Raw genomic sequence first — 15,921 nt, forward strand, 5'->3', positions numbered from 1 at the left:
ACGGCGACGACGACGACGAGGTCAGCCCCAGCGGGACTGGCCGCCGTCCAACGGGATGGTCGCACCGCTCAGATACGAGGCCTCGCCGGAGCACAGCCAGGCGACGGGGCGGCCGATGTCGGCGAGGGGGTCGCCTACCCGGCCGGCGGGGATGCCGGCGACGAACTCGGCGGCCTCCTCCGGGTTGTTCTCCATCCACCAGTCGAGCCCGGGGCTGTGGGCGTGGGGGGCCACGTTGAGCGCGCGGATGCCCTCGGCGGCCCACTCGTAGGCGGCGGCGCGGGTGAGGGCGCGGACGGCTTCCTTCACTGCGGAGTAGATGCCGTAGTTGGCGGCGTCCCAGCGCACGGCGGCGGAGGTGACGAGGTTGATGATCGTGCCGCCGCCGCGCTTCGCCATCTCGGGCCGGGCGAGCTTCATCAGGGTCAGCGAGACGCGGGGGCCGCCCTCGAAGGCCTTGCGGAAGTCGTCGTCGGGGTAGTCGGACAGCGGCAGGGGCATGGCCATGTTGGCGTTGTTGACGAGGATGTCCACCCCGCCGAGGCGCTCTACGGCTGTGGCGATGATCTGTTCCGGTGCGCCGTCGGTGACGATGTCGGCGGCGAGGCACTCGGCGGTGCCGCCGGCGGAGCGGATCTCCTCGGCGACGCGTTCGAGCTTGTGAATCCTGCGACCGACCAGCAGGACCGCCGCGCCGGATTCGGCGAGGCCGAGCGAGATGCCGCGGCCGACGCCCTGTCCTCCGCCCGTGACGATCGCGACCTTGCCGGCCAGGCGGTTGTCGCGGTCGGCGCCGGGCTGTGCGGCGTCGCCCGCCTGGCCACCGCTCGCGGCGGGCGTGTTCTGGGTGTTCTCGGTCATGGGGTCCTCCGTGGTTGATCCGGATGTCGGTGGGCGGCGATCACGCCGTGATGATGGTGAGCAGGCCGGCGATCACCACGAGGGCGATCACGGCCGAGCGGAACACGTGGGTGGGCAGACGTGTGGCGATCGCGATGCCGAGCTGGTTGAACGCCACTCCGACGACGACGCAGGCCGCGAGCATGGGCGTCAGTTCCCGCAGGTCGACGTCCGTGCCCGCCCACAACAGCGCCAGGGACACGATGCTGGTGACGACGAAGTAACCGGCGAGGTCGGCGATGAAACTCAGCGGGGGCAGCCTGGCGCGGCTGAGTAGCAGCACCACGGGCGGCCCGTTGAGTGAGGTGGTGGTGGAGAAGAAGCCGCCGATCGCGCCTGTGACCGCGGTGAGCCGGGCCGACGGCGGGCGCGCGACGCGTGCGGTCGGGAGAGCCATGGCCAGCCCACACAGCATGGTGATGACCCCCGCCGCCGGTTTGAGGTGCTCTTCGGGCAGCATGCTCACGGTCTGCACGCCCAGCCAGGCACCCGGGAGACTCGCCCCGCCGAGGATGGCGACGCGTCGCCACTCGATGTGCTGGCGGAGTTGGTAGGTGACGCCCACCCTCGTCACCAACGCCACCACGAGATTGACCACGACCGTCTCGGTCAGGCCGATGCCCGCCATGAGCATGAACGGGGTCGCCATGAGCGACGTGCCGAATCCGGTCATCCCTCCTATGACCGAGGCCACTGCCACGCACACGGCTGCGACCCAGATCAGCTCCATGACGGTCCGTCCGACCTCCTACCGGCGCCCGGTGCTGCTACTCGGCGCTCGACGGCGCGAGGTGGTTGTCGTTGAGCTGGAAGCTGGGCACGTCCTTGAGGTTGATCATCGCCTCGTAGGTGCGCTTGTAGCCGGTCTTCGTGATCATCCAGCGCCCGTCGATGCGGGCGTAGGCGTCGGAGTAGAACGCGCTGCCGAAGATCATCGTGTCGAAGGCGGGGACGATCACCCGGTCCTGCAGGTACCAGCGGCCGGTGGCGGTGTCGCCGTCGACCTCGATCTCCGGGTGGTGGGCCTGGTGCTCGGTGATGACGTCGTTCGTCATCTGCCCCTGTAGTCCGGTGACCACCTCGTCGCGGCCGGTGTAGGACAGGCGCTTACCGTAGGACGCGGTGACGTCGGGCGCGAGCGTCTGGGCGAGCTCGTCCCACAGCCGCAGGTCGACGCAGCGGAGGTAGCGGTACTTGAGTGACTTGATGGCGTCGATGTCGTCGCGGCGGTCGGGAGTGCTCATCGCGGGCCTTTCGCAGAGGGTCGGGGCGCGCGTGTCGCGCGCACAGCAGCGACTGTAGTCAATTGTGTACAGTTCGGGAATGGAAACCGGGAAGAATGCCGTCGGAGGCGCGCCAGGCGCCCCGAACGGGGACGGCAGCCGTGGCGACGACAACCGTGGCGACGACGACAACCGCGACGACGACAACGTGGGCAGCCCGTCCCCCACACGCCCGACCGGCCGCGACGAGGTCCGCTCGGCGGTCATGCGGGAGGCCCGCAGGTTGCTGTCCGATCGCGGTCCGAACGTCCCGCTGCGCGATATCGCCGACGCGGCGCAGGTCAATCTCGGCCTGATCCACCGGCACATCGGGCGCAAGGACGCGCTGCTCACCGAGGTGATGCAGGATGCGGTGCGTTACGGTGCCGCCCGCCTGGAGGACCTCGACGACGCCGGTGAGGCCGCGCGCGGGATGCTGCTCGGGGCCTCGTCGCACCCGGAGATCAGCCGGCTGCTCGCGTGGCTGGCCCTGGACCGCGAGGCGGCGTTCCCGCCGATGCTCGACCCGTCGCAGCGTCCGGCGGCCGCGTTGCGGCGGATGACCTCTCCCCCGCCCGCCGGCGACGTCGAGCTGCTGTTGGTCTTCACCGCCGTGTACGCCTGGCCCGTTCTCCGGGGCGCGCTGCTCGACGCGCTGGACATCCCCGAGGCCGATCGCGAGGGCATCGACGAGCGGCTGGCGGATCTGCTGGCCCGCGTCATCACCGGCGACCGCTGAGGCCCCCGCCCGGCCCCTCAGCGGTCGGCAGCCCCGTCGGGTGTGGCGTGCCCGGCGGGGGCGGCGTGCTCGGCGGCGGGTGCCGGTTCGGTCGGCCCCTGGTCGAGGCGGAACGGCGGGTACTCGTCGCGCAGCAGCAGAACGTACGACGCGACCCGGTAGATCCAGCGGTTGAGGCCGACGTTCAGCGCGAACAGGCCCGGTAGGTAGCGCCCGGTGAACAGCAGGCCGATCGCGGCGATCAGCACCAGGAGTCCCAGCAGGGTGAAGCCGACGCTGGTGCCGTCGTTGTCGGTCGAGGCATCGACGGCCACCGCGCCACTGCCGGTGATGATGCCGACGATCAGCAGGTGCGGGATCACCAGTAGCCACCACTTGACCAGCACGAGACCTCGCGACAGACGTTCGGGGTAGACGACATCCAGGTCTGCGGGGTAGTCCGCCCGGCCCAGCGCGAAGGGCGGGTACCGGTCGGTGCCCAGGGTGGCGTACGCGTAGAAACCGACCCGCCAGTGCCAGCGCATCGCGCCCACGATGAAGGAGAACCACGAGCGCGGGTAGCGGCCGGTGAACAGGATCGCCAGGCCCGCTGCCACGGTGACCACGACCGCGGCGAAGCCCAGGATCGCCAGCACGATGTAGTGCGGAATGGCCAGCGCCCACTTGATCAGCCACAGTGCGCGGGAGACGCCCGGGTCCAGATGGCCGGTCAGCCGCAGCGGATCGGGGCCGGTCAACCGGCCCGTGACTTCAGCGCCCGCAGCGTCAGCGACGGCCGGGTGTCGACGCTCGACGTCGCGCCCCAGCCCGGCGGCGCCGAGCAGGATCAGCGGGATCCCCAGCACCAGACCGACGATCCCGGCGATCAGCGTGGCCGGGTTCGCGAATCCGAACAATTCGGTGTGGGCCCCCGCCTGCACGTCCACCCACACCGGGCGGCTGCCGTCGCTGTTCATCACGACGATCACCCAGTTCCCGGACCGCAGATCCACATTGAGGGTCTGCTGGGTGGAGCCGGTGACGGAACGCTCCCAGAACCGCTCGTCGGCGGGAGGGCCCGGCACCCGCGTCCCGGGGACCTCGTCGACATCGCCGTTCTCATCCGAGCGGGTCGACCAGTCCGTCGCGTCCATGCCGTAGCCGTCGGCCCACGGGTCGGTGCCGAACACGGCGTGGGGGACGTCCCGGAGATACTCGTCGACGGCGCCCGCGTCCGCGATTCCCAGGAACACGCGTTGTCCCGGGACGACGGGGGTGGCGCGGACCCGGACGCTGATCAGGTCCTCGAGATCGAACGCACCCGAGGAGGCGGCCTGGTCCTCGTCCAGGTCGAGGGTGAACGGCGCCGTGATGATCGCGTTGCCGACCGAGCGGAACTGCTCGGTCTGGGTGTAGGCGTATCGCCCGTCCCGTTGCGAGGCCTCGGCGACGGCGAGAAAAATGCCCGCAGCGCTCAGCGTCAGGCCCAGCGCCGTGAGCAGCACCCCGGCGACGAGCATGATCCAGTTGAGTGGACGGGTCCCCTGCCCGGATCTGGGCGGGGCCGTCGAGCCGGGGTTCGGATCGGAGTGGGACGGAGCGGGTTGCGGAGCACCCATGGCGGTTCCTCAGGAGTAGGTGTCACGACACTCGTCTGGATCGACGATGCCGTCGTAAAGATGACTATATCGTTATATTCGCAGTGTAACTGCGTCGATTGTGTGTTGATTTCCCGTCCGGCCTCGACCCCCTCCGCCGCACCCGGCGGTGGCCTAGGGTGACGGGGTGATCCGCCGCCTCGTCTCCCGCGCCTTCTGGTTCTTCAGCCGTTGGGAGTTGTCGACCCGACCGGCTCCGGATCGACCCACGGTGCTCTTGGGCGCACCGCACACGTCCAACTGGGATTTCGTGTTCATGCTCGGTATCGCCTGGCGACTGGGGATCGACATGCACTGGCTCGGCAAGGCCAGCCTCTTCACCGGGTGGCGTGGGCCGATCATGCGGGCGCTCGGTGGGGTTCCGGTCGATCGGGCGAACCCCGCCAGGGTCGTCGAGGACGTGGTCGGGCAGGTCCACGCGGGCGAGACGTTCGGCCTGGTCGTCGCCCCGGACGGCACCCGCGGCGGGCACACGCACTGGAAGTCGGGTTTCTACCGGATCGCCCGCGAGACCAGCATGCCGGTGACGCTGGGCTACGTCGATCGCAGCACCATGACGACCGGGCTGGGCCCGACGATCGATCTGACCGGCGACGTGGCCGCGGACATGGACAGGATCCGTGCCTTCTACGCGGACAAGGCCGGGTTCCATCCCTCAAAGCGGGTCGAGCCCCGTCTGGTCGACGAGCGCCGGGCGGCGGGCACGGATGCCGAGTTGCCGCAGGAGCAGCTCGACTGACGTCCGGACTGCTGTCGGGTTCCCGGGCGCGCTCGTCGGTGCGGGATACTGGCTCCATGGACGGCCTGCGCGTGACTCCGGGGCCCGGCGCGCCCCGTGGCCTCACGGTGCCGGCGGGAGACCTGGTCGAGCGCTTCTCGAGGTCGTCGGGCCCCGGCGGCCAGCACGTCAACACCGCCGATTCGCGCGTGCAGCTGAGCATCGACCTGGGCACCACGACGGCGTTGGACGAGGTCCAGCGCGAACGGGCCCTGCGCACCCTCGCCCCGAAACTGTCCGGCACGGTCCTCACCGTCAGCGTCGAGGAGAACAGGTCGCAGCGGCGCAACCGGGCGACGGCACGCCGGCGCCTCGGAGAGCTGTTGCGTGACGCGGTGGCGCCGCCGGTCGCCAGGCGTGCGACCCGACCCACCCGCGGTTCGCAGCGGCGACGTGTCCAGCATGAACGCCGCCGGGCCGAGATCAAGCGCAATCGAAGGCGCCCCGAACACGACTGATGCCCAGCCGTAGGTTAGGTCAGGTCAGGCCAGGCCCGTCGCGGGGAGCGAGACGAACCCCCGGGTGAACGGCGAGAGCGCCCGAACCGCCGAGTCCCGGTCGACCCCGACCATCGGGTGCGCGGCGTAGAGCTCCTCCACCGCGATGCGTGCCTGGAGCCGCGCGAAGTGCGAGCCGATGCAGAAGTGCGGGCCGCGGGCGAACCCGAGGTGCCCGCTGATCTCGCGCGTGATGTCGAGCTGCCCGGCGGTCGGACCGAACTCGCGCTCGTCGCGGTTGGCCGAGCCGTAGAGCATCATCACCTTCTCCCCCGCCGGGATCGTCGTCCCGCCGACGGTCACCTCGCGGGTGGTCGTCCGCGCGAGCGCCTGCACGCTCGACTCGAAGCGCAGGCACTCCGAGAGCGCGCCTGGGATCAGCCCGGGATCGGCCGCGAGCATCTCCCGCTGCCGCGGATGGGAGCCGAGCAGCGCGACGGTGTGCGAGATGAGGTTGCCGGTGGTGTCGTTGCCGCCGGCGACGATGACGAAGCAGAACCCGAGGATGTCCCAGTCGTCCAGCCGCTCGCCCTCGATCTCGGCCTGAGCCAGAGCGGAGATGAGGTCGTCACCCGGGTGGGCCCTCCGCTCGGCGATGAGTTCACCGAAGTAGGCGAACATCTCCGCCACCGCGTCCACCGCCCCGCCCTCGAGACCGGCCGGACGGAATCCCTCCTCCTGCAGGGTCGTCAGCGCACTGACCCACGGGCCGAACAGCGGGCGGTCCGCTGTCGGCAGGTCGAACAGGTGGGCCAGCACGAATGTCGGGATCTGCGCACTGAAGTCGCGGTGGAGATCGACCACCTCGTCGTCGTCGTACCTCTCGGCCATCTCCGCCAGCCGCCCACGGACGAAGTCGCGGATCCGCGGCTCGGTGGCGGCGACGCGCTTCGGGGAGAACGCCTTGGCCAGCAGCCGCCGCTTCCCGGAGTGCTCGGGCGGGTCCATCATGACGATGGTCGGGGCCAGCCCCAGCTTCTCGATCTCGTCGCGGTAGAAGGTCAGCCCGCTGGCGGAGGAGAACGTCCCGGGATCGCACACGGCGGCGTCGACGTCGGCGTAGCGGGACAGCGCCCAGAAGTCGGGGTGGGCGGTGGTGCCGTCGCCGCGGTGATGGTGCACCGGATCGGTCTCGCGCAGCAGCCGGTAGCCCGGGTAGGGGTCGGCGAGGTGCGCGGGGTCGAACGGGTTGAACGTGGGGGCCGTCGCCGGCTGCTGAGGCATGGCGGGCTGGGTCATGGCGCCATTTAACACGGACTGTTAAACAATGGGAAGGGCCCCTCTAGACTCGAGCGCGTGCCCCGCCCCACCACACCCCGCGCCACCGCCACCCGGGACGCCCTCTACCTCGCCGGGCTGCGCCGCTTCGCCTCGGACGGCTGGCGGACGGCACGGGTCCGCGACATCGTCGCCGATGCCGGCCAGGGCAACGACTCGGCGATCAACTACCACTTCGGCGGCCGCGCGGGACTGCTCCGGGAGGTCCTGGACCGCGGCGTCCTGCGGATGGAGGCCGAGCGACGCGCGGACCTGCGAACGTGGGTGTCGTCGCCTCCCGACCTCGCCGAGATCGTGCGGGCGGTGGTGTCCCCGTTGGCGGACCTGTTGGACGACGACGAGGGCCGCTGGACGCTCCGGGTGATCGGCCAGCTGGGAGCGCTCGCGGAGGTGGGCCGGACGGTCAGCACCGGACCGGTCGCGGACACCGCACTGCAGGATCAGCTGGAGATGCTGGTCGCGGCCGCGACGGCGGCGTGCGGCCCGGACCTGGCCCGCCACCGGGTCCGGCAGTTCATCGTCATGCTCACCGCCGAACTCGCGGCGCGGGCCTGCGATCCCCCGGAGGTCGGCCCCCCGCACGGCACCTACGTGGCGGACCTGATCGACGGGTTCGCGCGAGGGCTCGCGCGGCCCGCGCCCCGCCCCTGAAGGACACCTCCAAGCCCCCCACCAGGCGTTATATCGTCTTGATCTCAGACCTTGCGCCACCGGGCGGCACCAGTAGCGTGGAGGTATGAGCACTTCCGAGATGATCACGTCCCATCCGAATCCGACCGACGGCCTCGACGTGCACCTGCTCTCCGAGGCCATCGACGCGGCCGCGTCCTGCGCCACCACCTGCACGTCGTGCGCCGACGCGTGTCTCGCCGAGGAGTCCGTCGCCGACCTGCGCGACTGCATCCGCACCGACCTCGACTGCGCGGATGTCTGCGCCGCCACCGCCGCCCTGCTGAGCCGCCGGACCGGCAGCAACCTCGAGGTCGTCAAGGCGCAACTGACGGCGTGCCGGACGGCCTGCGCCGCCTGCGCCGACGACTGCGAGCAGCACGCCGAGATGCACGAGCATTGCAAGCACTGCGCCCGGGCCTGCCGCCGCTGCGAGAAGGCCTGCGCCGATCTGCTCGCCGCGATCGGCTGAGCTCACGATCAACAGCGCCCCCGGGTGGCAGCCGCGCGAGCCGTCTGGACCGGCGGCCACTTCCAGCCTCCCTGTTCGCAGGCCACGTCATCCGAGATCGTGAGGTAACGCTTACCAAACTCTTGGCGATGGTACTGCTGGGAGAAGGGGTGGTGAGTGTCTCCCGCAGTCGCACAGAGCCGATCCGCGGCGGTGCCTTGCCGAGGGAGACACGATGGTCGGCTTCAGGCGGTCCAGACACGGAGATCGCCGCCCTGTCGGAGACGACGCCGCCACCCGGCAGGCCCCTTCCCCGGCTCACGGCATCACAAAAGGCGCTCCGCGCCCGGCCTCCCCTCCGGGGCTCGGCTGGGCCGTCCTGGGTGTGGCGCTCCTCCTCGGCCTGTTCTTCCTGGTGCCGCTGGGCCTGGAACGATCGGCTGCGGTGGTTCCGACCACATCCGCCGACCCCGTCCCGCAGACTCCCGGGCCGCAGACCTGGGTCCTGTCGTCGACCGTCGCCGATCCGGGCCCGAACGCCGGTGACTCCGAGGCCGAGCGCGACCCGAAGGGCGCCCGCGCCACCGGAGACGACCGGGGTGGCGTCGGCGACGGCGACAGCGACGATTCGGCGTCCGTGATCATCCGGGTCCCCGACGCCGGCCCGACCCCTGAACCCGGGGCCGTCTCGGCGACCACCACGGCGCAATCCGCCGCGCCGCCGGGCGGGTCCTCGCTGACGTCCGCGACCGCGACCGCGCCCGCGACCGTGCCCACGTGTCCGCAGCCCACCCCGACCGGGCTCGCGGAGAAGCTGGGTGCGGATCTCGGCTCGACCTCCGGCACCGGCGGGGCGTGCGCGGGCTGACCTGCAGCGTCACCCCCGGCTGCGGCGAACTAGAGCCCGTACTCGATCAGCGGCTTGCCCTGGGCGTCGACGAGCACGGTGAGCCCGCCCCCGCTCCCACCGGCCGAGCGCCACAGGTAGCAGACGCCGGTGCGGGTGTCGCGCAGGATCTCCGCGGTCCCGCCGAACCCCATCGACTCGGAGTGGATCTTCTCGAACCGCTTGTCCTTTTTCGCCATGCGCCCATCGTGGCACCGGCGGGGTGCGCCGGACAAAGGTACGACGACGACGAGGTCACCCCGCCCCGGGATCCGATTCAGGAGTCGATGTGGCGGAACAGTCCGCGGGTGGCCTCGGCGACGGCCCGGTCCGGAGCACGGAGTTCGAACGGGATGGCGGGGTGGGGCTCGTTGTCGCGGGTGCGCACCCGGGCCTCGGTGGTCTGCGGGCGTCTGCGACCGCCGATCAGGTGAACGGCGACGACCATTCCCGCGAACACCATGACGGTGAACAGGGCGGGCAGCATCCAGGTGGTGCGGGACATCAGTGCGGCTCCGGCGGCGAGTTCGGCGGATGCGACGGTGGCGTTCAACGACGACCCGATCGTCAGCAGTCCCGTCCCCAACGCGAGGGTCGCGGCGGTGAGGCCGAGGCCGACGAGGGCGACCGTCGTGATCGTGCTGCGGCGACGTACGGGGACCGTGCTCATGATGGATCTCCTGTCTGGGCGTCTACACAGGATTCGGAGGCCCCCGCATTCCGGATGGGTGGCGGACCGGAATGTTCCCGAGATTCACACTGCCGCCCCCCGGATCCGCACCGCGGCCCCTCAGGGTGACCCGGATTCGACCCTGAGATCGGCCCTCACCGGTGTAAGCGGGGTGGTGTCGGGGGTTATGTTGGAGGGCGTCCCATCCCGCCAGCGACCCCTCGAATCGAGCCAGCATGAACGAGCAGTACGCGCGGCGACCGGACGGGCCGTGGTCCGAGGACTGGCTCGACCGGTCCGAGACGCCGGGGCAGGCCAACCCCACCGAGCAGTTCCCCACCGAGCGATTCCCCACCGAGCAGTTCCCCACGGCGCAGTTCCCGCCCGCCGAGCAGCATGAGCCCCAGCGCTACGAACCCCAGCGCTTCGCCCACCCGCACCAGCCGGCCCAGCCGTACGCGCGACCGCCCGAGCCGCTGGCCCACGAGGGTGGGTTCCCGTACGGCATGCCGCCCGCCGCGCCCTACGGTCCGACCGCCCCGTATGGCCCCGGCCAGCAGTTCGGGTACGCCGATCAATTCATCCCGCAGCACCTGCATGTGGCGCCGCACCAGTTCCCGCAGGGCCCCTACCCGCCGCAGTTCGGCTACCCGCCCATGCAGCAGACGGTGTACGTGCACGGCGGGCAGGTCAGGCGCGTCAACCACGCCCTGCACCTGATCCTCACGCTGCTGACCTTCGGGTTGTGGCTACCGGTCTGGATCATCCTGGCGATCGCGGGTTCCTGACCGGCTCCCGCCTCAGCCGCCGGCCTGCCACCGCCCGGTGATGAGCGCGGTCAGCTCCTCGACCCACTCATCGTCCAGGGCGGCGGCAGGGCTCACCAGCAGCCGGAAGATCGCGGCGCCCGCGACGACCTCTGCCAGCACGGGCAGGTGGTCGTCGCTCCGGCGGGCCCGACCGAAGCGCGATTCGAACGCGGGCAGGTTGCCGGCGAGCCGGGCGATCATCCGGGCGTGCAGGTCGGGATCGGCCACGGTGTCGACGATGAGGCCGGGCAGGGCCACGCGTACCTCGGGTCGGTCGAACAGCACGCGGACGGTCTCGACCAGCGCGCGGATGTCGGCCTGCGGATCCCCGACAGCGGCACCAGCCCCGCCGCCCGCGCCGTCGGGTGGCTCGAACGCCGGGATCGCCTCGGCCTCCAGCACCGCCTCGTGCACGAGCTGCGCCTTGCTCGACCAGCGGCGATACAGCGCGGCGGTGGTCGTGCCGGCGCGCGCCGCGATGGCGGACAGCGTCAGCGCCGGGTAGCCCGTCTCGAGGATGAGTTCGCGGGTGGCGGTGATGATCGCGGCGTCGATCCGGCCGTCGCGCGGCCGCCCCGGCGCGGACTTCGCTGATCCGCCGCGCGCGGTGTCGCCGTCTGCTGTCATGGTCTCACCCTAGTTCCGATACGCCGCACATCGTATTACCGCCGCCGGCGCGGGACCCCGCCACCCAGCACCCCAGGGAGAGCCCCGTGCATCTGAGCCCGCTCGACGAGTTCCCCATCCACCAGACGCCCGCGCCGCTGACGTGGCCGGCCACCTCGGACCGCAACTTCTACGACCGCTCCTACTTCAACGTGCTGGACCGCGAGGGCCGCTTCATGGTGCTCACCGGGATCGGCTACTACCCGCGCCTAGGCGTGAAGGACGCGTACTTCGTGGTCCGCCGCGGCGACACGCAGACCGCGGTGCGGATGAGCGACGCCATCGACGACGACCGCCTCAACCCCCACGTCGGCGGGTACCGGCTGGAGGTGATCGAGCCACTGCGGGAGATCCGGCTGACCCTCGAGCGAACGGAGGGCATCGCCGCGGACCTGACGTGGCGCGGCCTGTTCCCCGCCGCGCTGGAGGACCCGCACTCCATGCTCACCGACCGGCGGGTGACGCTCCAGGCCAGCCGGTTCGCGCAGGTCGGCTCGTGGGAGGGGTGGATCGAGGTCGACGACGACAAGATGGAGGTCACCCACTCCTCGTCGGTCGCCGCCCGGGACCGCTCGTGGGGTATCCGCCCGGTGGGCGAGGCCGAACCGGCCGGCAGGCCCGACACGGCGTTCCGGGGCATGTGGTGGCTGTATCTCCCGCTGGCGTTCGACGATTTCCAGCTGTTCCTCATCCTGCAGGAGGACCCGGACGGCCACCGCAGCCTCTACGACTGCACCCGCCGCTGGGCCGACGGCCGGGTCGAGCAACTCGACGGCGTGCGCGTGGCGGTCGAGTACACGCCCGGCACCCGGATCCCGACGGGCGTGCGGGTGGAGTTCATGAACCGCGCGGGCGAGCAGATCCGCCTGGAGGTCGAGTCCCGGCTGTACGCCCCGATCGCGTTCGGCTCCGGTTATGGCGGCGACCCGACGTGGGCGCACGGCACCTGGAAGGGCGAGAACTTCACCGACCGCGTGACCTTCGATCTGACGGACCCGCAAGTCATGGCCGGGGCGGCGTTCAGCCTCATCGACCACGTGGGCCACGCCGTGTGCACCGAGGCCGACGGCACCCGACGCGAGGGCGCGGGCCTGTTCGAGCACGGGGTGATCGGTCCGCATCACCCGTCGGGGTTCTCGGACTGGACCGACGGCGCGGACGCGGGGGCGCGCGCATGAAGGTCATGACCGCCCTGTTCAGCCCGACCGACGCGGTCCGGCGCGCCGAGGAGCTCAGGGAGGCGGGCGCGTCCGGGGTGTTCACCTTCGAGGGCCCGCACGACGTGTTCACCCCGCTCGTGTTGGCCTCGCAGGTCGGCGGCCTGGACCTGATGTCCAACGTGGCGATCGCCTTTCCCCGCAACCCCATCCAGCTCGCGCACCAGGCCCACGATCTGCAGACGCTCAGCGAGGGTCGGTTCATCCTGGGCCTGGGCGCGCAGATCCGGGCGCAGATCGAGAAGCGCTACGGCACCGAATTCGACCGGCCCGTCGATCGCATGACGGAACTGGTCGGCGCCCTGCGGGCGATCTTCCATACATGGGCCACGGGCGAGCGGCTGAACTTCCGCGGCGAGTTCTACCGCCACACCCTCATGACCCCCACGTTCGTGCCGCCGCCCACCCCGTACGGCCCGCCGCCCATCTACCTCGGTGCGCTCGGCCCGCGACTGACGCGCGCGGCCGCCGAGGTCGCCGACGGGCTGCTCGTGATGCCGTTCGGCACCACCCGGTTCCTCCACGAGCACACGATGCCAAGGGTTCGGGCGGGCCTGGCGGCCGCCGGGCGGAGCGAGGAGGAGTTCGAGGTGGTGCCCGAGGTGATCGTGTCGGTGACAGACGGACAGAACGACGACGACCACATGTCCACCCGCCGCCTGTTGGCCTTCTACGGCTCGACGCCCGCCTACAGACCGGTGTTGGACGCCCACGGCTGGGGCGATCTGCAGCCCGAGCTGAACGCCATGAGCAAGCAGGGGCGGTGGCAGGAGATGACCTCGCTCATCAGCGACGAGATCCTGCACACGATCGCCGCGTGCGGCACCCCGGCCGAGGTCGCCGCCCACGTCCGCGACCGCGTGGACGGCGTCGGCGACCGCGTGTGCCTGTACCAGACCGGGCCGATCGCCACCGATGCGCTCGCGCAGATCGTCGACGAGTTGGCGGGCCGGCCATGAACACCGTCGAGTTCGAGCAGGTCACCGACGACAGCTACGGCGGTAAAGCCGCAGGTCTGGCCGAGCTCATCCGACTGGGCCTGGACGTACCGCCGGGGTTCGTCATCGCCGACGCGGGGGCCGACCTCGTCGTCGTCGACACTCAGTCCGACACCACCGTCCCAGCCCACACCACCGTCCCAGCCGACACCACCGCCCGGTGGTACCGCCGCATGGCCGAGGCGGGCGCGATCCCGGTCGCGGTGCGGTCCTCGGCGGCCGGGGAGGACGGCGCGCAACAGTCCTTCGCCGGGCAGTACGACACCGTGCTGGGCGTGGACTCGGCCGAGGCGCTGGCCGAGGCGGTGCGGACGTGCGTGGCGTCGGCGGCATCGGGGCGCGCGACGGCCTACCGCGGCGCCGGGCCCGACTCCCCCGCCACCGACTCCCCCGCCACCATGCACCTGGTGGTCCAGCAGATGGTGGACGCCCGCGCGGCCGGCGTGGTGTTCACCGCCGACCCCGCCACGGGGCGGCGCGACCTCATGGTGATCGACGCCGTCGCCGGGCTGGGCGAGTCCCTGGTCGACGGCACTGCCTCCCCCGACCACCTGGTCCTCGACACCGCCGGCGGCGTGGCGGCGCGCGAGGTCGGCGAGCGCCCGGTGCTCCTCGGCGAGGACATCGAGGCGATCCGGTCCGGCGCGCTGACCGCCGAGCGGCACTGGGACCGGCCGATGGATCTGGAGTGGGCGATCGACCGGCAGGGGCGGCTGTGGTGGCTGCAGGCGCGGCCGATCACCACGCTGCCCGCGGACCTGGGCGGGATGGATTCGACGCTCGCCGGCGCCGACCACGTGTACACGCGCTGCAACATCGGCGAGATGATGCCGGGGGCGTATTGCCCGCTCACCGCGTCGGTGTCGGGGTACGCGATCGACCACGCCATGCAGATGGTGCAGGTGGTCGCCCGCGCGCAGCCGAGTTACGAGCAACCGTGGCTGCAGGTGGGCTACTTCTCCGGGCACATGTTCCTCAACCTCACCGAGGGCACCGCGCTGAGTTCGGGACTGCTGGGCAATTCGCTGGAGCAGTTCTCCACGTCGATCTGCGGGCGGGTGGTCGACGAGCTCGTGCCCAAGCCGCCGCAGCCGTTCCCGCGGCGACTCGGTAATACGGTTCGACTGTCGACGTTCGCCCTCACCGCGGGCCCGGCCGTGCGGGGTCTGGGCGAGCAGATCGGCGCGTTCGAGATCCCCACCGGCTGCGACCCTCTACGGGTGTGGCGCCAACTCGAGGACGGGGTGCGGCTGTACTGCGAGGTGACGTTGACGCACGTGCGGTCGTCATCTCGCGCGGCGGTCGCGGCCAACGTGCTGGAGAGCGTGCTCATGCGGCAGGCCGTCGCCGCGGGCGGCACCGAGGACAACGGCCGCGCCGAGGCCTCCCGGCTCATGGCCGGCGCCGCAGATGTGGAGAGTGCGCTCATGCTGGCCGAGCTCGAGTCGGTGGTGCGGGCGTTGGCTGCTGACTCCGCCGCTACCGAGCGGTTTCTCGGAGCGGATCCCGGCGCGGCAGTGGAGGCGGTGCTCGCCTCGGCTGACGGGTGGGGCGTCGCGCTGCGGCGGTTCCTGTCGCGCCATGGCCATCGCGGGTATCGCGAGCTGTGTATGCGAGACGCGTCGTGGGCCGACGATCCCGAGGGGCTGGGCGCGATCATGCAGGTCATGGTGCGGTCCACGCTCGAGCGGGGTGGGCGGGCGTCCGAGACCGCGGAGGTCCCGGAGCCGGAGTCACCCGTGATCCGCCAGCTTGCGCGGTGGGCCCGGGCCGGTGCGCGGGGCCGCGAGGAGACCAAGTCCAAGATGGCGCTGATGGCGCACTCCTTGAAGCGCGGTTATCGGCATCTGGGCGGGGTGCTCTCGGCGTCCGGGCGGCTGCCCGATGCGGATCTGGTGTTCTTCTTCGACCGGCCCGAGCTGGCGCGGATCGTCGGCGCGCCGGGCCCGGTGACCGGCGGACTCGGGAGCCACGGCCCGGACGGCAGTGTGTCGGCCTCCCCGGAGGAGCTGGTCGCGCAGGCTGTCGAGCGTCGGAAGGCGCTGGCGTTGCAGGACGCGCTCGAGTTCCCGGACGTGTCGGTGGGCCGGCCGACTGCGTTGATCGCCCGGCCGCCCCGCGAGGCTGCGGGCGGCGAGATCGTGGGCCGTCCGGCGAGCCGCGGAACGGTGGAGGGCGTGGTGCGGGTGGCCCGCTCGATCGTCGATGCCCGGGAGGTGCAGCCCGGTGAGATCCTGGTCGCGCCCGTGACGGACGTGGGCTGGACTCCGTATTTCACGGTGATCGCGGCGCTGGTCACTGATATCGGCAGTTCTGTCTCTCACGGCGCGGTGGTCGCCCGCGAGTACGGCCTGCCATGCGTGGTCAACACCATCGATGCCACCCGAACGCTGCGCACCGGCGACCGCGTACGAGTGGACGGCGACCGCGGCGTGGTGACTCGACTGGAGGGGTGAGGCCCCGG

18 protein-coding genes are annotated in these 15,921 nt (G+C 71.3%); 10 read left to right on the plus strand and 8 right to left on the minus strand.

The window, feature by feature from the left end; all coding sequences use genetic code 11:
* Positions 1-21 precede the first annotated feature (21 nt).
* From VZF99_RS12070 to VZF99_RS12080, 3 genes are read right to left on the minus strand one after another with little or no spacing between them, the layout of a single operon-like run.
* A complete protein-coding gene (locus VZF99_RS12070) occupies positions 22-861 on the minus strand; it encodes an SDR family NAD(P)-dependent oxidoreductase (RefSeq protein WP_407334854.1) in 840 nt (279 codons plus the stop codon).
* A 40-nt stretch (positions 862-901) separates the two neighbouring features.
* On the minus strand, positions 902-1,630 hold the full coding sequence (locus VZF99_RS12075; protein WP_407334855.1) for a sulfite exporter TauE/SafE family protein: 729 nt from the start codon (positions 1,628-1,630) through the stop codon (positions 902-904).
* 37 nt (positions 1,631-1,667) lie between these two features.
* Positions 1,668-2,144, minus strand: a complete 477-nt coding sequence (locus VZF99_RS12080; RefSeq protein WP_407334856.1) for a nuclear transport factor 2 family protein — start codon at positions 2,142-2,144, stop codon at positions 1,668-1,670.
* A gap of 79 nt (positions 2,145-2,223) precedes the next feature.
* Between VZF99_RS12080 and VZF99_RS12085 the strand changes: the two genes are divergently transcribed.
* Positions 2,224-2,901 carry a TetR/AcrR family transcriptional regulator gene (locus VZF99_RS12085; RefSeq protein ID WP_407334857.1) on the plus strand — a complete coding sequence of 226 codons (678 nt, stop codon included), beginning with the start codon at positions 2,224-2,226 and terminating at the stop codon, positions 2,899-2,901.
* Positions 2,902-2,918: 17 nt separating this feature from the next.
* Here VZF99_RS12085 and VZF99_RS12090 read toward each other — a convergent pair whose 3' ends face one another.
* Positions 2,919-4,499: a DUF4389 domain-containing protein gene (locus VZF99_RS12090; RefSeq protein WP_407334858.1), complete on the minus strand. Its 1,581-nt coding sequence runs from the start codon at positions 4,497-4,499 to the stop codon at positions 2,919-2,921.
* Positions 4,500-4,665: 166 nt separating this feature from the next.
* Here VZF99_RS12090 and VZF99_RS12095 point away from each other — a divergent pair, with 166 nt between their 5' ends.
* Together VZF99_RS12095 and arfB are read left to right on the plus strand one after the other, a co-directional pair.
* Positions 4,666-5,277: a 1-acyl-sn-glycerol-3-phosphate acyltransferase gene (locus VZF99_RS12095; RefSeq protein ID WP_407334859.1), complete on the plus strand. Its 612-nt coding sequence runs from the start codon at positions 4,666-4,668 to the stop codon at positions 5,275-5,277.
* 56 nt (positions 5,278-5,333) lie between these two features.
* Positions 5,334-5,774 (plus strand): alternative ribosome rescue aminoacyl-tRNA hydrolase ArfB, encoded by a 441-nt coding sequence (gene arfB / locus VZF99_RS12100; RefSeq protein WP_120282976.1) that lies wholly within the window; start codon positions 5,334-5,336, stop codon positions 5,772-5,774.
* A 24-nt stretch (positions 5,775-5,798) separates the two neighbouring features.
* Here arfB and VZF99_RS12105 read toward each other — a convergent pair whose 3' ends face one another.
* The gene (locus VZF99_RS12105; protein ID WP_407334860.1) at positions 5,799-7,052 is read right to left on the minus strand and encodes a cytochrome P450; all 1,254 of its coding nucleotides are present in this window, start codon (positions 7,050-7,052) and stop codon (positions 5,799-5,801) included.
* Between the two features lie 57 nt (positions 7,053-7,109).
* Here VZF99_RS12105 and VZF99_RS12110 point away from each other — a divergent pair, with 57 nt between their 5' ends.
* The 3 genes from VZF99_RS12110 to VZF99_RS12120 all read left to right on the plus strand — a co-directional run bounded on the left by VZF99_RS12110 (position 7,110) and on the right by VZF99_RS12120 (position 9,079).
* Positions 7,110-7,742, plus strand: coding sequence for a TetR/AcrR family transcriptional regulator (locus VZF99_RS12110; RefSeq protein ID WP_407334861.1), 633 nt, complete (start codon positions 7,110-7,112; stop codon positions 7,740-7,742).
* An 85-nt stretch (positions 7,743-7,827) separates the two neighbouring features.
* Positions 7,828-8,232 carry a four-helix bundle copper-binding protein gene (locus VZF99_RS12115; protein ID WP_120282979.1) on the plus strand — a complete coding sequence of 135 codons (405 nt, stop codon included), beginning with the start codon at positions 7,828-7,830 and terminating at the stop codon, positions 8,230-8,232.
* Positions 8,233-8,596: 364 nt separating this feature from the next.
* Positions 8,597-9,079, plus strand: coding sequence for a hypothetical protein (locus VZF99_RS12120; protein WP_407334862.1), 483 nt, complete (start codon positions 8,597-8,599; stop codon positions 9,077-9,079).
* A gap of 29 nt (positions 9,080-9,108) precedes the next feature.
* Here the strand turns inward: VZF99_RS12120 and VZF99_RS12125 are convergent, their stop codons facing one another.
* Together VZF99_RS12125 and VZF99_RS12130 are read right to left on the minus strand one after the other, a co-directional pair.
* Positions 9,109-9,297 carry a DUF6440 family protein gene (locus VZF99_RS12125; protein WP_067716403.1) on the minus strand — a complete coding sequence of 63 codons (189 nt, stop codon included), beginning with the start codon at positions 9,295-9,297 and terminating at the stop codon, positions 9,109-9,111.
* A 77-nt stretch (positions 9,298-9,374) separates the two neighbouring features.
* A complete protein-coding gene (locus tag VZF99_RS12130) occupies positions 9,375-9,767 on the minus strand; it encodes a hypothetical protein (RefSeq protein WP_407334863.1) in 393 nt (130 codons plus the stop codon).
* A 236-nt stretch (positions 9,768-10,003) separates the two neighbouring features.
* On the opposite strand from VZF99_RS12130, the gene VZF99_RS12135 reads away from it, so the two are divergent.
* Complete coding sequence (locus VZF99_RS12135; protein WP_363425422.1) at positions 10,004-10,555, plus strand: hypothetical protein; 552 nt, start codon at positions 10,004-10,006, stop codon at positions 10,553-10,555.
* 12 nt (positions 10,556-10,567) lie between these two features.
* On the opposite strand, the gene VZF99_RS12140 is transcribed toward VZF99_RS12135, so the two are convergent.
* Entirely contained in the window at positions 10,568-11,203 is a 636-nt protein-coding gene (locus tag VZF99_RS12140; protein WP_407334864.1) for a TetR/AcrR family transcriptional regulator, read from the minus strand.
* An 86-nt stretch (positions 11,204-11,289) separates the two neighbouring features.
* Here VZF99_RS12140 and VZF99_RS12145 point away from each other — a divergent pair, with 86 nt between their 5' ends.
* From VZF99_RS12145 to VZF99_RS12155, 3 genes are read left to right on the plus strand one after another with little or no spacing between them, the layout of a single operon-like run.
* Positions 11,290-12,420, plus strand: coding sequence for a hypothetical protein (locus VZF99_RS12145; RefSeq protein WP_269529236.1), 1,131 nt, complete (start codon positions 11,290-11,292; stop codon positions 12,418-12,420).
* Positions 12,417-13,418 (plus strand): TIGR03617 family F420-dependent LLM class oxidoreductase, encoded by a 1,002-nt coding sequence (locus VZF99_RS12150; protein WP_407334865.1) that lies wholly within the window; start codon positions 12,417-12,419, stop codon positions 13,416-13,418. Before VZF99_RS12145 ends, VZF99_RS12150 begins: the two co-directional genes overlap by 4 nt.
* Positions 13,415-15,913 (plus strand): PEP/pyruvate-binding domain-containing protein, encoded by a 2,499-nt coding sequence (locus VZF99_RS12155; RefSeq protein ID WP_407334866.1) that lies wholly within the window; start codon positions 13,415-13,417, stop codon positions 15,911-15,913. Before VZF99_RS12150 ends, VZF99_RS12155 begins: the two co-directional genes overlap by 4 nt.
* Positions 15,914-15,921 lie beyond the last annotated feature (8 nt).

The organism is Dietzia kunjamensis (assembly GCF_045689975.1).
GTDB classification, from domain to species: Bacteria; Actinomycetota; Actinomycetes; order Mycobacteriales; family Mycobacteriaceae; genus Dietzia; species Dietzia kunjamensis.

What these genes read in the sequence shown, in the direction of transcription:
- VZF99_RS12070 (WP_407334854.1), bottom strand. Translation starts at nt 861, where the DNA reads ATGACCGAGAACACCCAGAACACGCCCGCCGCGAGCGGTGGCCAGGCG.
- VZF99_RS12075 (WP_407334855.1), bottom strand. Translation starts at nt 1,630, where the DNA reads ATGGAGCTGATCTGGGTCGCAGCCGTGTGCGTGGCAGTGGCCTCGGTC.
- VZF99_RS12080 (WP_407334856.1), bottom strand. Translation starts at nt 2,144, where the DNA reads ATGAGCACTCCCGACCGCCGCGACGACATCGACGCCATCAAGTCACTC.
- VZF99_RS12085 (WP_407334857.1), top strand. Translation starts at nt 2,224, where the DNA reads ATGGAAACCGGGAAGAATGCCGTCGGAGGCGCGCCAGGCGCCCCGAAC.
- VZF99_RS12090 (WP_407334858.1), bottom strand. Translation starts at nt 4,499, where the DNA reads ATGGGTGCTCCGCAACCCGCTCCGTCCCACTCCGATCCGAACCCCGGC.
- arfB (WP_120282976.1), top strand. Translation starts at nt 5,334, where the DNA reads ATGGACGGCCTGCGCGTGACTCCGGGGCCCGGCGCGCCCCGTGGCCTC.
- VZF99_RS12105 (WP_407334860.1), bottom strand. Translation starts at nt 7,052, where the DNA reads ATGACCCAGCCCGCCATGCCTCAGCAGCCGGCGACGGCCCCCACGTTC.
- VZF99_RS12115 (WP_120282979.1), top strand. Translation starts at nt 7,828, where the DNA reads ATGAGCACTTCCGAGATGATCACGTCCCATCCGAATCCGACCGACGGC.
- VZF99_RS12125 (WP_067716403.1), bottom strand. Translation starts at nt 9,297, where the DNA reads ATGGCGAAAAAGGACAAGCGGTTCGAGAAGATCCACTCCGAGTCGATG.
- VZF99_RS12130 (WP_407334863.1), bottom strand. Translation starts at nt 9,767, where the DNA reads ATGAGCACGGTCCCCGTACGTCGCCGCAGCACGATCACGACGGTCGCC.
- VZF99_RS12135 (WP_363425422.1), top strand. Translation starts at nt 10,004, where the DNA reads ATGAACGAGCAGTACGCGCGGCGACCGGACGGGCCGTGGTCCGAGGAC.
- VZF99_RS12140 (WP_407334864.1), bottom strand. Translation starts at nt 11,203, where the DNA reads ATGACAGCAGACGGCGACACCGCGCGCGGCGGATCAGCGAAGTCCGCG.
- VZF99_RS12150 (WP_407334865.1), top strand. Translation starts at nt 12,417, where the DNA reads ATGAAGGTCATGACCGCCCTGTTCAGCCCGACCGACGCGGTCCGGCGC.
- VZF99_RS12155 (WP_407334866.1), top strand. Translation starts at nt 13,415, where the DNA reads ATGAACACCGTCGAGTTCGAGCAGGTCACCGACGACAGCTACGGCGGT.